Genomic DNA, 12,262 nt, shown 5'->3' with positions numbered 1-12,262 from the left:
AATACGCAGCCCGCATGGGAGCAGGATCGTCCCCTTAATTCATGACCATTGACTGAAACGACCGTATTCCGTCTCCCGCATGCGACTGCGTTGTGATCATGTAAGGAGTTACCCCTTATGCACATCAGTGTTGCCGGAAAGCAGATCGACCTGTCCGATGCCCTGAAACACCGGGTAAGCGCCCATCTGGACCGCATTTCGGAAAAGTATTTCGGGCAGGCCATGGAGGCCCGCGTTACCTTCAGCCGCGCGCGTTCGTTCTTTACCTGTGACATCAACCTGCACGCCACCCGTGGCCTGACCCTGCGTGGTGAGGGCGAGGCGGCGGACGCCCATTCCGCCTTTGACGATGCGGCCGAACACATTGCCCGGCGCCTGCGCCGCTATCACCGCAAGGCCACGAATCACGGCCACCTCAAGGTCCGCCAGCAGGTGCCCGAAATCGGTCGGGGCTATGTGCTGCGCCCCGGCATGGCCGAACCGCTTGCCGCCGCCACAGAGGAAGACGGCGTAGCCGAGGATGAGGACGCGGCACTGCCGCCCGCAGGCCCCTATGCCACCATCATTGCCGAACACCCGACCGAGATCCCGGCCCTGAGCGTGAGCGAGGCGGTGATGCGCCTTGACCTGGCCGACTGCCAGATCCAGCTTTTCCGCAACACCAAGACCGATACCATCAACGTGCTGTACCGCAGGCCGGACGGCAATATCGGCTGGCTTGACCCGTCCCTGCGCCAGGCCGGCTGACACGACAGGCCAGCCCGCCCAACGCGCGGGCTGGCCACCCCATGAATGCAGATGGCCCTGCCCCGGAAACCGGGACAGGGCCATTGCCCGATCTGGTGTAACCTGGCGCCTAGTGCAGCGGCACCGGCATCATTTCGTGCTGGAGGATGGCGTTTATGGCCGTCTCCCGGTCTTCCGTCACCGCCATGGGGGTGCCGTCGGCGGCGTGGATGGCGAATCCGGCCTCGCCCTCGACCTCTACCGCACGGATATAGGCCACCGATTCCATGCCCAGGCCGCGCAGTTCCGACGTGCTGATGACCGGAGCGGCATTCACCACGTCATTGTGCAGCACCACCCGGCCATTCTGTGTTGTGACTCTCATCGCGTTTTCTCCTGCATCATGAAGGGACGGCCGTCCCTTCCCATCCGCATCGCAATATGGGCCGTTACATTACGGCGTACGCTGTCATTCCTCGTCAATAACCCTCACGACACGTTGCTTGCGCCCGGCGGGTACGTCCACCACAGGCGCCACGCGATCACGGGCCGGGGAGGCCGTGGGCGCGCGACCGATCTCGATCTTGCGCACGCGCACTTCCGGCTGCGGGCGGGCCAGTTCGATATGCAGCAGGCCGTTATCCATCCATGCCCCGCCGACCTCGATTCCCTCGGCCAGTACGAACGCCTTCTGGAACTGGCGGGCGGCAATGCCACGGTGCAGGAAGATCCGCCCCTGCCCGTCGTCGCTCTGCCGACCGCGGATGACAAGCTGGTTGTCTTCCTGTGTGATATGCAGGTCTTCCATCACGAACCCCGCCACCGCCAGCGTAATACGCAGGGTCGTGGGGCTGACCTGTTCTATATTATAGGGCGGATACCCATCCGACGCGTTTTTCGATGCGCGTTCAAGCATCTGCTCCAGATGGTCAAACCCGAGGAACATGGGTGACCCGAAAACTCTACCCGACAAATCGGCCTCCCCTGCTGCGAGCGAGACAAGAAACGAAAAATGGACCCGAAACGGCATCCACATCCCGTTCCTCTACGATATGGGAGAATAATAGCCATGCGCAAGGGGAGGACACCACGCACGCGCCATGGCATTTTGGCCGCATCCCCTCTGGCATCCCATGTGGGGACACGCTAAATGGCAGTCTATGATTGATCATGATGTCATCGCTCAGGCGACCCCCATGCCGATCCTGGTCGCGCCCCAGGCGGTCCTGCGCCAGAAAACCCGCCTTGTCCGCCCCGAGGACATGGACGAACTGCGCACCATCATCCCCCGCATGTTCGCGGCCATGTACCAGGCCCCCGGCATCGGCCTGGCCGCCCCGCAGGTCGGCCTTGGCATGCGCTTCGCCATCGTGGACGTGGCCGACAAGGACGAGGCGCGCAACCCGCTGGTGCTGATCAACCCCGAAGTGATCGCCGAGACGGACGGCATGGCCGTGCGCGAGGAAGGCTGCCTGTCGCTGCCCAACCAGTATGCCGACGTCGTCCGCCCCGAAGCCGTGCGCGTGCGTTACCAGGACATGGATGGCAAGGTGCAGGAACTGGAAGCCGATGACCTGCTGGCCACCTGCCTGCAGCACGAGATCGACCATCTGGAAGGCATCCTGTTTGTCGATCACCTGTCCGCGCTCAAGCGCAACATGATCATGCGCCGCCTGGCCAAGGAACAGCGCCAGAAGCACTGATCGCGCCGGTCGCGACCACACAGCCGGAACCCGGGATGACAGCAGACGGGTCCGGCCCAGCCTGAACGGATTCCAACGCCATGCGACTGGCCTTTATGGGTACGCCTGACTTCGCGGTGCCCGCCCTGCGCGCCCTGCACCAGGCCGGGCATGACATCGTCACCGTCTACAGCCAGCCCCCCCGCCCCGCCGGGCGCGGGAAGAAGCTGCGTCCCTCCCCCGTGCAGGTGGCGGCCGAGGAACTGGGCATTCCCGTCCGCACACCGCTGTCGCTGCGGCGTAATGCGGAAGAACATGCCTATTTCCGTGACCTGAAGCTGGATGCCGCCGTGGTTGCCGCCTACGGGCTGATCCTGCCGATGGAAATGCTGGACGCCCCCGCGCGCGGCTGCCTGAACATCCATGCCAGCCTGCTGCCGCGCTGGCGTGGCGCAGCCCCGATACAGGCCGCCATCCTGGCCGGTGACAGCGAAAGCGGCGTCACCATCATGCAGATGGATGCGGGGCTGGATACCGGGGGCATGCTGCTGCGCGACCATGTGGCGCTGACAGCGCACACCACCGCCACCACGCTGCATGACGACCTTGCGGCCATGGGCGGGCGGCTGATTGTTGATGTCCTGGGCCGGCCGCCTTTCCCCGGCACGCCACAGCCCGAAACCGGTATCACCTATGTCCAGCGCCTGAACCGTGAGGACGGGCGCATCGACTGGACCCGTCCCGCCACTGATATTGACCGGCAGGTACGCGCCCTGACGCCGTGGCCCGGCACTTTTACCGTGCTGGATGGGGAAGTCATCAAGATCGGGGCGGCAAGCCTTGAAAATTCAAACCTGCCCTCATCCATTACGCAGATGGTCCGCATTGCGGAGCATGGGCGGGTCAACATGCGGGTCGTGCCCGGAATGGTGGTGGATAACCAGCTTCTCGTAGCCTGTGGCAACGGCACGGCGCTGCGCATCACCCGCCTGCAGCGCCCCGGACGCGGCATGATGGAAGCCGCCGATTTCCTGCGCGGACAGGCCATAGCCCCCGGCACGCGTTTTGGGACAGAGACGCCCAATGTCTGAAGCCCCGCCCGCGCGTCCCGGTGATGCCGCCCCGCCATCGGTCTGCCGGTGGGCGGTACTGATGGAATATGACGGGCGCGGCTTTATCGGCTGGCAGCGCCAGCAGGCGGAACACCTGACCTCGATACAGGGCCTTCTGGAAGATGCCGCGAAGAACCTGACCGCCGGGCGCATCGTGCGCAGCATCACCGCAGGCCGCACGGATGCGGGCGTGCATGCCAGCGGGCAGGTCGCGCACCTGGATTTCCCGGCCGATGTCACGCTGTCCAGCGCCACGGTGCGCGACGGGCTGAATTTCTACATGAAGCCCCACCCAGTCGTGGTGCTTATGGCGCGCCCGGTATTGCCGCACTGGAATGCGCGTTTTTCCGCGTGTTCACGCGCGTATCGCTACCGTATCCTCAACCGTGCCGCCCGCCCGGCGCTGGAGGAAGGCCATGTCTGGCATGTCCGCGCGCCACTGGATGCGGATGTAATGCACACTGCCGCCCAGTCGCTGGTGGGGCGGCATGATTTCACCTCTTTCCGTGCCTCGGCCTGTCAGGCGCGCAGCCCGGTGCGCTCGATCGACCGGCTGGATGTGCGGCGCGAGGGCGAATATGTCGTGATCGAAGCCCAGGCGCGGTCCTTCCTGCACCATCAGGTGCGCAACATGGCGGGAACCCTGAAACTGGTGGGCGAAGGACGCTGGGCACCGGAACGGGTGGAACAGGCGCTTGCGGCGCGTGATCGCCGCGCGGGCGGCCCGACCGCCCCGCCGGAAGGGCTGTGCCTGACCGGCGTGGGCTACGAGGAAAATCCCTTCCACCGCTGACCCGTGCGGTAATCCGGACATAACCAGGAACGCCGCCTTTTTGAAAAAGGCAGCACCCGAAAACTTTCATATTTTATCAGTGGACCGATCCCTGCCCCTGTTGCACCAGCAGGGGATAGAGGAAGTCATGCCACGCGCGCTGGTTGGGAGACAGCACGCCAACCACCGCCGACAGCACGCCAAGGCTGCCCAGTATCGCCAGCACCAGCACCACTGCCTGCCCACGGCGCAGCAGCAGGCCGATCCGCGCCACGTACCACGTCAGCCACAGGCTGTAGCCGAACTCCACCCCATTGAGGATCATCGCCCCCGTGGCGGATTCCAGCAGCCGGGGGGAGGCCAGCGCCATGAGCAGCGCCACCGCCAGCCCCACGAACAGCGTGACCCAGTCCGTCCACCACGCCGCCGTGATATAGCGCGGCCACAATCCCTCCCGCTTCCACCGCCGCGCCAGCGCATGGGTCACGATGGCGGGCAGCAGGATCAGGCACAGCGCGAACAGCACCTTTACCCCGCTGATCGCCTGCGGGGCGGTGCCAATGGTCAGCCCGCCACCCACCAGCCACAGCGCCAGGCGGGGCGCCAGCGCGGCCAGCACGGAATCGCGCGTATTGCCAAAATAGGCGATGCCTTCGGCACGCCCCCGCCCCAGCAGCAGCATGCCCTTGAGGATCATGCCAAGACCGGGTGAATTCGGCTGGGGGGATGTGCCGCGATCAGACATCAACGCATTACCTTTTCAAGGAAGCCGGTATAGATCGCCGTCAGTTGCTTCAGGTCCGACAGGCTGACATGCTCGTCCGTCTTGTGCATGCTTGCCCCCACCAGCCCGAATTCCGCGACGGGGCAGTAACGGCTGATAAAGCGGGCATCCGACGTGCCGCCGCCGGTATCCAGCTTCGGCACATGGCCCGTCACCGCGCACACGCTTGCGCGCAGGGCCTCCACCGGCGCGCCGGGTTCGGTCAGGAAGGATTCACCGCTTACGGAAATGCCAACCTCCGCCCGGGGCGCATGCCGCGTGGCCACGGTACGGACCCAGCCCGCAAGGTCGGCGCCGGTATGCAGGTCATTGAAACGGATGTTCAGCCGGGCCTCGGCCCGGGCGGGAATGACATTGGTGGCCGTATTGCCCACGTCAAGGCTTGTGACCTGCAGGCTCGACGCCTCGAACCACTCGCTGCCGCCATCCAGCGGGGCCGCCGTCAGCTCACCCAGCAGCGCCAGCAGGCGGTGGACCGGATTATCCGCCCGGTGCGGATAGGCCACATGACCCTGCGTGCCATGCACGGTAATATGGGCATTCAGGCTGCCACGGCGGCCGATCTTGATGACCTCGCCCATTCCGGCGGGATTGGTGGGTTCGCCCACAAGGCAGAAATCGGGGATCTGGCCTTCAGCCGCCATCCATTCCAGCACGCGCACCGTGCCGTTGGTGGCCGGGCCTTCCTCATCGCCCGTAATCAGCAGGCTGATCGACCCCCGTGGCCGTGGCGTGCGTTCAAGATACAGCCTGACGGCGGCGACAAAGGCGGCAATCCCCCCCTTCATGTCGCACGCGCCCCGACCGAACAGGACGCCGTCATGGATTGCCCCGCCAAAGGGATCATGCGCCCATGCACTGGCGTCGCCCACCGGCACGACATCCGTATGCCCCGCGAAACATACATGCGGATGCCCCGCGCCAAGGCGGGCGAACAGGTTGGGAGTACGTGCCGCCCCCGCGCCAAAGGGCAGCAGGGTGACGCTGAAACCGGTCTGTTCCAGCACGCGGGCCAGCGCGTTGATGCCGCAGCCATCATCGGGGGTTACGGACGGGCAGCGGATCAGGTCACGCGCCAGGGCGATGACGCCGCCGGGATCGTGTTGCGTATCCGCCATTCCGCCGTCCCCCATGATGCCGGTCAGCCGCGCAGCAGGTCGTTGATCGAGGTCTTGGAACGCGTGCGTTCATCCACGCGCTTGACGATCACCGCGCAATCCAGCGACGGCAGCGGCCTGCCATCGGTGCTGGTCGCCTGGCGCGGCGGCAGCGTGCCGGGCACGACCACGGAATAGGCCGGGACGCGGCCCATGAAGACCTCGCCCGTCGCACGGTCGACGATCTTGGTAGACGCGCCAAGGAACACGCCCATGGACAGCACGCTGCCCCGTTCGACCACAACGCCTTCGGCCACTTCCGAACGCGCGCCGATGAAGCAGCCGTCCTCGATGATGACAGGGGCGGCCTGCAGCGGCTCCAGCACGCCGCCAATGCCCACGCCGCCGCTGATGTGGCAGTTCTTGCCGATCTGCGCACAACTGCCGATCGTAACCCACGTATCGACCATCGTGCCGCTATCGACATACGCACCGGCATTGACGAAGCTGGGCATCAGCACCACACCCGGCGCGATGAACGCGGAACGGCGCACGATGGAACCCGGCACCGCGCGGAAACCCGCCCCGGCAAACGCCGCCTGGTCCCAGCCCGCGAATTTCAGCGGCACCTTGTCATAGCTGGGCGCACCGGCGCCGCCTCCTTCGACAATCCGGTTGTCATTGAGGCGGAAGGACAGCAGGACAGCCTTCTTCAGCCATTCATTGACCACCCAGCCCGCCGGGCCGGGGGTTGCGACGCGCAGCCGGCCGGAATCCAGCGCCAGAAGGGCGGCCTCGACGGCATCACGGTCAGCGCCGGTGGTGGCGGTGGACAGCGTCTCGCGACGCTCCCACAGGGCCTCGATCTGGCTCTGAAGGGATGTATCGGTCATATTTGCAAAATCCTGTCTTGGGCAGGCGTCCCCGGCAGGGCGCGCCGGGGGCCTTCGGTATTGATTGCCTGCGGACCATGCGGAGGATCATGGGCAATGTCAACGCAATGCCCCTGCCGCCCGGCCCGATCCGGCGGGGGCTAGCTGCCGCGGATCAGGGTGCCCGGCCCGGCTTCCGTAAACAGTTCCAGCAGGCAGGAATGCCGCACCCGGCCATCAAGGATGACGGCGGCCTTCGCCCCCGCGCGCACGGCCTCGAGGCAGGTTTCGACCTTGGGGATCATGCCGCCGGAAATCATGCCGCTGGCGATGCCGCGGCGCGCGTCTTCCGCCGTCAGCTCCGGGATCAGTTTCCCGTCTCCATCCAGCACGCCGGGCACATCCGTCAGCATGAGCAGGCGGCTGGCATTGACCGCGCCCGCGATCGCGCCCGCAGCCGTATCGGCATTGATGTTGTATGTCTCGCCCTGTTCCCCCGCGCCGATGGGCGCGATCACCGGGATCAGGCCCGAACCGGACAGCGCATAGATCACGCGCGGGTCGATGCGGGTGGGTTCGCCCACGAAGCCAAGGTCCAGCAGGCGATCGGTCTCGACACCGGCCTCACGCGCGCGGCGTTGCAGCCTGCGGGCGGAAATCAGGCCGCCATCCAGCCCCGAAATGCCAACCGCCAGCGCGCCGGCCCGGTTGATCAGGCCCGCGACCTGCTTGTTCACCTTGCCGCCCAGCACCATCTCGATCACGTCGATCATGGCGGCGTCGGTCACGCGCAGGCCGTCGATGAAGGTCGATTCAATCTGCAACCGCTTGAGCATCGCGCTGATCTGCGGGCCGCCGCCATGCACCACGACCGGGTTGACGCCAACCTGCTTGAGCAACGCGATATCATGGCCGAACGCGGTGGACAGCGATGTATCGACCATCGCGCTACCGCCATATTTGACGACAACCGTATCCCCCGCGTAACGGCGCAGGTAAGGCAGCGCCCTGGCCAGAACCTCGGCCCGTACCTGTGCTTCCCGGTCGCCCGATTGCGTTCCTGTCATCCGAACGTTCCCTTCGCTCCTGACTGCTGAATACCCATGCCCCGCGGGGCCAGCCCCATGGCCGCCTTATACCGGATTGGCCAGCCGCGCGAGTTCCGCGCGCAGTTCCGCAATACCTTCGCCGGTCTCGCTGCTGGTCGCCAGCACTTCCGGAAAGGCCGCCGCATGCGTGGCCACGATAGCGGTGACTTCACGCATCTTGGCTTCCAGCACCGCAGGCTTGGGCACGTCGCACTTGGTCAGCACGACCTGGAAGGTCACGGCGGCGCGGTCCAGCATCTTCATGATTTCCTGGTCGGTCGCCTTGACCTCCACCCGGCTGTCCAGCAGCAGCACGACACGGCGCAGCGTCGGCCTGCCGCGCAGGTAGGAAAACATCATGCCCTGCCAGTCTTCCTTGACCGCCTTGGCGGCCTTGGCAAAACCATAACCCGGCATGTCCACCAGTGTCAGCCGGTCAGCCAGTTCAAAGAAATTGAGCTGCTTGGTCCGTCCCGGCTCGGATGATGCCCGCGCCAGCGCCTTGCGCCCGGTCAGGGCGTTGATCAGGCTGGACTTGCCGACATTGGACCGCCCGGCAAATGCGATTTCGGGCAGCACGGGGTCGGGCAACTGGCCAAGCTGCTGCGCGCCGAACACAAAATTGAATTCACCCGCGAACAGGACGCGACCGGTTTCGATGTCGCGCTCCATTTCTTCCGGTGTTGGCGTGGAGGAGGAAAATTCCACCATCTGATCCCGTCCCTATTTCTTCCCAGCCGGAAGCCTGGGCTTCGCGGGGGCCGCGACAGCGGGCGCGCCCCTGTTCATCCGGCGCTGGATCAGCGTCTGCTGCGCCATGGTCAGCAGGTTGTTCCAGCAATAGTAGATCACCAGCCCCGATGGCTGACGCGCCATGAAGAACGTGAAGATGATCGGCATGAACTGGAACATCTTCTGCTGCGCCGGGTCCGCCGCCGGTGTGGGGTTCAGGCGCATCTGGGCGAACATGGTCAGCCCGAACGCGATCGGCCACAGGCCAAGCTGGAGCATGGGGGAAATGACCGACGGGTTCCACGGGATCAGCCCGAACAGGGTGAACAGGTTTGTCGGGTCGAAGGATGACAGGTCATGGATCCAGCCGAAGAAGGGGGCATGACGCATCTCGATCGTGACGTACAGGTCCTTGTACAGGCACCAGAATACCGGGATCTGCAGCAGCATGGGCAGGCAGCCGCTGGCCGGATTGACCTTTTCCTGCTTGTACAGCGCGATCATCTGCTGGTTCAGCGCCATCTGGTCGTCTTTATACCGCTCCCGCAGGGCTTTGATCTTGGGCTGGAGCTGCCGCATCTTGCCCATGGAATGGAACTGCTTGGTCGCCAGCGGAAAGAACAGCGCCTTGACCAGCAGGGTGAACGCCATCAGCGCCAGGCCGAAATTGCCCAGCATGGTGTTCAGCCAGTCCAGCACCGTGAAGATCGGGCGCGTCAGGAACGCGAACCAGCCGAAATCGACCGCTTTCCAGAAATCGGGGATATGCAGGCTGGATTCATATTTTTCCAGCAGCGGCACTTCCTTGGCCCCGGCAAAGACATGGCTTGCGGTCGTGGCGTCTCCCCCGGCGGCAACCACCAGCGGCGCGCGCGCGGTAAAGCCGACATCATAGATGCCCTTGTCCCCGCCCGTGGGCTGGTAGGCATAGGTGCCCGCCACGTCGCTGTCCTGCTGCGGGATCACGGCGGACAGCCAGTACTTGTCGGTAATCCCGGCCCATCCGCCCTGGCCCGTCTTGGTCCACGCGATGTTGCCCGGCGGCACCGCCCCCTTGCGCAGGGATTTGTAGGAGCTTTCATCCAGCCTGTGGTCAATGACGGAAATCGGCCCTTCATGCACGAGGTAGCCGCCCGTCTCGACCGGGGTATAGGCCCGTTCCACGCGGGAGAAGGGATACAGCGAAACCGCTTCCCCCCCATGGTTGATGACCTTCTGCGTGACCGAGAACATGTAGTTCTGGTCAATCGCGATACCGATCTGGAACACCTGCCCCTGGCCATTATCCCATGACAGGGTGACGGGCTGCGCCTGGGTCAGGGTATCATGGTCGGCGGTCCAGACGGTATTGGCGTCGGGCACGCTGACATGGCCGCCGCTGACATTGGTCCAGCCGACCTCGACCAGGTTGGGTTCCGCCTGCCCGCGCGGTTCCAGCACGCGCACCAGCGGGCTGCCCGGCTGCACCGTCTCGTGATAATTCTTGAGCACGAGGTCATCAAGCCGCGCGCCGCGCAGGTCAAGCGAGCCATGCACGCGGTCGGCGTCGATGGCCAGGCGCGGGTCGGGCTGGCCCGTATCCACGGGTGCCGCCGCCGTGGCGTTACCTGCCGCGGGCGCCGGTGCGGGCGTGGCGGTATCGGCCTGCTGCTCGACCGTTTTATGCTGCTGTGGCAGGAAATATTCGAACCCAACCAGCACCACGGCAGACAGTGCTGTCGCCACCATAAAACGCTTGATATCCATCAGCGACCCGCCAGACTTTTCGTGTTTTTCATGGAGTCATGCATGTCACAGCCACAGGCCGTGGCGGGAACGGGGTCATGACCACCCGCGTTCCAGGGGTTGCAGCGCAGGATGCGCCACCCCGCCAGCACACTGCCGCGCATGGCCCCATGGCGGGCGATCGCGTCGCGTGCGTAATGACTGCATGAAGGGGTGAATCGGCAATGCGCGCCCCATACGGGACGGATCACCAGCTGATACGCGCGGATGACCGCACGCAGCATATGGGCAGGCAGGCTGATGGAAGACGTGCTCACGATTCTTCCTTCACTCCCGCCTTGCGCAGGGCCTTGCGGTAATCCGCCAGCAGGGCATCGAACCGCCGCCCGCATGTGCCGCCCCGGCCAATGACCACGATATCGACGCCCGTAAGCGCCTGTTCGCGGCCTACCAGCCTGACGACCTCACGCAGGCGCCGCCGCGCCCGGTTGCGCACGACGGAATTGCCTACTTTCTTGGTAACGGTAAAACCGTACCGGGCAGCCTGCGTGTCGCCGCGTTCAAGCGCCTGCAGCACCAGTCCCGGGACGGGGGCCTTGCGACCCTTGGCCGCAACCCGCAGGAACTCGGCGCGTTTCTTAAGGCGCGTGGACTTATCGGCCACTTTCAGCCGCCCCTTGTATAGAGACATTCATGGTGCCGGGCACACAGGCGCCCGGACCGTACAGACGCCACCTGCCTCAGGCAGAAAGACGCTTGCGGCCCTTGGTGCGACGGTTTGCGATAACCTTGCGGCCACCAACGGTTTCCATACGCGAACGGAAGCCGTGGCGACGCTTGCGGACCAGCTTCGAGGGTTGATACGTGCGCTTCACAACGGCACTCCCAGATTGACAATGACAGACAGGTTACGGAATGAATTCCGACAGGCCCCGCACACTACGGAAACCCTGAGCCGCGCCTTATACTGATGCTTTCGGACAACGTCAATGCTACACCCATCGCGCACCATAACCGGATGATTTTCATGACCAGCCCCGCACGCGACTCTGCCGATACGACCGATGACAGGCTGCGCCAGCATATCCATGACATCCGTGGCCACCTGTCCCCCGCCATGCTGCGGGCGGATTCGCTGGCGCTCAGCAAGGACGAACGCACCCGGCAGGCGGCACAGGATATCCTGGCGGCGCTTGATGCGGCGACAGGGGAACTCAGCGCGATGCGCCGGCTCCTGACCGCGCGCAGATCGTAACCGGGCGCTTCGGTCAGGGCTTCTGGATCAGTTCGATCTTGTAGCCGTCGGGGTCCTCGACAAAGGCGATGAAGGTGGTGCCGAATTTGACCGGCCCCGGTTCCCGCGTGACCTTGCCGCCACCCGCGCGGACTTTTTCAACCAGCGCGGTCACATCGGGCACGCCAAGGGCGAAGTGGCCGAATCCCGTGCCCACGTCATACCCGTCATCCTGGCCCCAGTTATAGGTCAGCTCGATTTCCGCCTGTCCCGCCGCATTGTCGGCATAGCCGATAAAGACAAGGGTATATTTCCCCTCGGGCACGTCCTTGCGGCGCAGTTCGCGCATGCCCAGCAACTGGTAGAAATCAAGGCTGGCTTCCAGATTGCGCACGCGCACCATTGTATGCAGGTAGGTTCCCATCCGACATTTCCCCT

The 12,262-nt window shown here is 64.8% G+C and carries 17 protein-coding genes; 5 read left to right on the top strand and 12 right to left on the bottom strand.

All coding sequences use genetic code 11. The features are described from left to right. The first annotated feature begins 117 nt into the window (after positions 1-117). Entirely contained in the window at positions 118-747 is a 630-nt protein-coding gene (gene hpf / locus CFR76_RS06420; RefSeq protein WP_110556374.1) for a ribosome hibernation-promoting factor, HPF/YfiA family, read from the top strand. 109 nt (positions 748-856) lie between these two features. On the opposite strand, the gene CFR76_RS06415 is transcribed toward hpf, so the two are convergent. Both CFR76_RS06415 and CFR76_RS06410 read right to left on the bottom strand, forming a co-directional pair. Continuing rightward, complete coding sequence (locus CFR76_RS06415; RefSeq protein ID WP_110556373.1) at positions 857-1,111, bottom strand: DUF1150 family protein; 255 nt, start codon at positions 1,109-1,111, stop codon at positions 857-859. Positions 1,112-1,195: 84 nt separating this feature from the next. Next, positions 1,196-1,672: an Hsp20 family protein gene (locus CFR76_RS06410; RefSeq protein ID WP_110556372.1), complete on the bottom strand. Its 477-nt coding sequence runs from the start codon at positions 1,670-1,672 to the stop codon at positions 1,196-1,198. Positions 1,673-1,886: 214 nt separating this feature from the next. Here CFR76_RS06410 and def point away from each other — a divergent pair, with 214 nt between their 5' ends. The 3 genes from def (at position 1,887) to truA (ending at position 4,313) form a co-directional block, all read left to right on the top strand. Then, complete coding sequence (def, locus tag CFR76_RS06405; RefSeq protein ID WP_110556371.1) at positions 1,887-2,429, top strand: peptide deformylase; 543 nt, start codon at positions 1,887-1,889, stop codon at positions 2,427-2,429. Between the two features lie 80 nt (positions 2,430-2,509). Next, positions 2,510-3,499 carry a methionyl-tRNA formyltransferase gene (gene fmt, locus CFR76_RS06400; protein WP_110556370.1) on the top strand — a complete coding sequence of 330 codons (990 nt, stop codon included), beginning with the start codon at positions 2,510-2,512 and terminating at the stop codon, positions 3,497-3,499. Beyond that, positions 3,492-4,313, top strand: a complete 822-nt coding sequence (gene truA / locus CFR76_RS06395; protein WP_110556369.1) for a tRNA pseudouridine(38-40) synthase TruA — start codon at positions 3,492-3,494, stop codon at positions 4,311-4,313. Before fmt ends, truA begins: the two co-directional genes overlap by 8 nt. Before the next feature lie 76 nt (positions 4,314-4,389). Here the strand turns inward: truA and CFR76_RS06390 are convergent, their stop codons facing one another. From CFR76_RS06390 to rpmH, 9 genes are all read right to left on the bottom strand, one after another. Continuing rightward, positions 4,390-5,037, bottom strand: coding sequence for a hypothetical protein (locus tag CFR76_RS06390; RefSeq protein ID WP_208623943.1), 648 nt, complete (start codon positions 5,035-5,037; stop codon positions 4,390-4,392). Beyond that, positions 5,037-6,194, bottom strand: a complete 1,158-nt coding sequence (gene dapE / locus CFR76_RS06385; protein WP_110556368.1) for a succinyl-diaminopimelate desuccinylase — start codon at positions 6,192-6,194, stop codon at positions 5,037-5,039. The genes CFR76_RS06390 and dapE overlap by 1 nt, the downstream gene beginning before the upstream one ends. A 23-nt stretch (positions 6,195-6,217) precedes the next feature. After that, complete coding sequence (gene dapD / locus CFR76_RS06380) at positions 6,218-7,066, bottom strand: 2,3,4,5-tetrahydropyridine-2,6-dicarboxylate N-succinyltransferase (RefSeq protein ID WP_025437586.1); 849 nt, start codon at positions 7,064-7,066, stop codon at positions 6,218-6,220. 140 nt (positions 7,067-7,206) lie between these two features. Then, on the bottom strand, positions 7,207-8,112 hold the full coding sequence (argB, locus tag CFR76_RS06375) for an acetylglutamate kinase (protein ID WP_110556367.1): 906 nt from the start codon (positions 8,110-8,112) through the stop codon (positions 7,207-7,209). A gap of 66 nt (positions 8,113-8,178) precedes the next feature. Further along, positions 8,179-8,844 carry a ribosome biogenesis GTP-binding protein YihA/YsxC gene (gene yihA, locus CFR76_RS06370; protein WP_167402069.1) on the bottom strand — a complete coding sequence of 222 codons (666 nt, stop codon included), beginning with the start codon at positions 8,842-8,844 and terminating at the stop codon, positions 8,179-8,181. Positions 8,845-8,856: 12 nt separating this feature from the next. Beyond that, positions 8,857-10,611, bottom strand: a complete 1,755-nt coding sequence (gene yidC / locus CFR76_RS06365) for a membrane protein insertase YidC (RefSeq protein ID WP_110556366.1) — start codon at positions 10,609-10,611, stop codon at positions 8,857-8,859. After that, positions 10,611-10,907: a membrane protein insertion efficiency factor YidD gene (yidD, locus tag CFR76_RS06360; protein WP_025437582.1), complete on the bottom strand. Its 297-nt coding sequence runs from the start codon at positions 10,905-10,907 to the stop codon at positions 10,611-10,613. The genes yidC and yidD overlap by 1 nt, the downstream gene beginning before the upstream one ends. Further along, positions 10,904-11,254, bottom strand: a complete 351-nt coding sequence (rnpA, locus tag CFR76_RS06355) for a ribonuclease P protein component (protein WP_110556365.1) — start codon at positions 11,252-11,254, stop codon at positions 10,904-10,906. The genes yidD and rnpA overlap by 4 nt, the downstream gene beginning before the upstream one ends. 76 nt (positions 11,255-11,330) lie before the next feature. Beyond that, complete coding sequence (rpmH, locus tag CFR76_RS06350; protein ID WP_003618086.1) at positions 11,331-11,465, bottom strand: 50S ribosomal protein L34; 135 nt, start codon at positions 11,463-11,465, stop codon at positions 11,331-11,333. Positions 11,466-11,617: 152 nt separating this feature from the next. Between rpmH and CFR76_RS06345 the strand changes: the two genes are divergently transcribed. Beyond that, on the top strand, positions 11,618-11,845 hold the full coding sequence (locus CFR76_RS06345; RefSeq protein WP_167402068.1) for a hypothetical protein: 228 nt from the start codon (positions 11,618-11,620) through the stop codon (positions 11,843-11,845). Between the two features lie 13 nt (positions 11,846-11,858). Here CFR76_RS06345 and gloA read toward each other — a convergent pair whose 3' ends face one another. Beyond that, positions 11,859-12,248: a lactoylglutathione lyase gene (gene gloA / locus CFR76_RS06340; RefSeq protein WP_025437579.1), complete on the bottom strand. Its 390-nt coding sequence runs from the start codon at positions 12,246-12,248 to the stop codon at positions 11,859-11,861. Positions 12,249-12,262: the final 14 nt, after the last annotated feature.

Source organism: Komagataeibacter swingsii, from assembly GCF_003207895.1.
In the GTDB taxonomy this organism is placed as follows: domain Bacteria; phylum Pseudomonadota; class Alphaproteobacteria; order Acetobacterales; family Acetobacteraceae; genus Komagataeibacter; species Komagataeibacter swingsii.
This window is presented reverse-complemented; position numbering and strand designations above follow the sequence as displayed.

Coding starts and splice junctions, on each gene's coding strand:
- hpf (WP_110556374.1), top strand. CDS start 118: ATGCACATCAGTGTTGCCGGAAAGCAGATCGACCTGTCCGATGCCCTG.
- CFR76_RS06415 (WP_110556373.1), bottom strand. CDS start 1,111: ATGAGAGTCACAACACAGAATGGCCGGGTGGTGCTGCACAATGACGTG.
- CFR76_RS06410 (WP_110556372.1), bottom strand. CDS start 1,672: ATGTTCCTCGGGTTTGACCATCTGGAGCAGATGCTTGAACGCGCATCG.
- def (WP_110556371.1), top strand. CDS start 1,887: ATGATTGATCATGATGTCATCGCTCAGGCGACCCCCATGCCGATCCTG.
- fmt (WP_110556370.1), top strand. CDS start 2,510: ATGCGACTGGCCTTTATGGGTACGCCTGACTTCGCGGTGCCCGCCCTG.
- truA (WP_110556369.1), top strand. CDS start 3,492: ATGTCTGAAGCCCCGCCCGCGCGTCCCGGTGATGCCGCCCCGCCATCG.
- CFR76_RS06390 (WP_208623943.1), bottom strand. CDS start 5,037: ATGTCTGATCGCGGCACATCCCCCCAGCCGAATTCACCCGGTCTTGGC.
- dapE (WP_110556368.1), bottom strand. CDS start 6,194: ATGGCGGATACGCAACACGATCCCGGCGGCGTCATCGCCCTGGCGCGT.
- dapD (WP_025437586.1), bottom strand. CDS start 7,066: ATGACCGATACATCCCTTCAGAGCCAGATCGAGGCCCTGTGGGAGCGT.
- argB (WP_110556367.1), bottom strand. CDS start 8,112: ATGACAGGAACGCAATCGGGCGACCGGGAAGCACAGGTACGGGCCGAG.
- yihA (WP_167402069.1), bottom strand. CDS start 8,844: ATGGTGGAATTTTCCTCCTCCACGCCAACACCGGAAGAAATGGAGCGC.
- yidC (WP_110556366.1), bottom strand. CDS start 10,611: ATGGATATCAAGCGTTTTATGGTGGCGACAGCACTGTCTGCCGTGGTG.
- CFR76_RS06345 (WP_167402068.1), top strand. CDS start 11,618: ATGACCAGCCCCGCACGCGACTCTGCCGATACGACCGATGACAGGCTG.
- gloA (WP_025437579.1), bottom strand. CDS start 12,248: ATGGGAACCTACCTGCATACAATGGTGCGCGTGCGCAATCTGGAAGCC.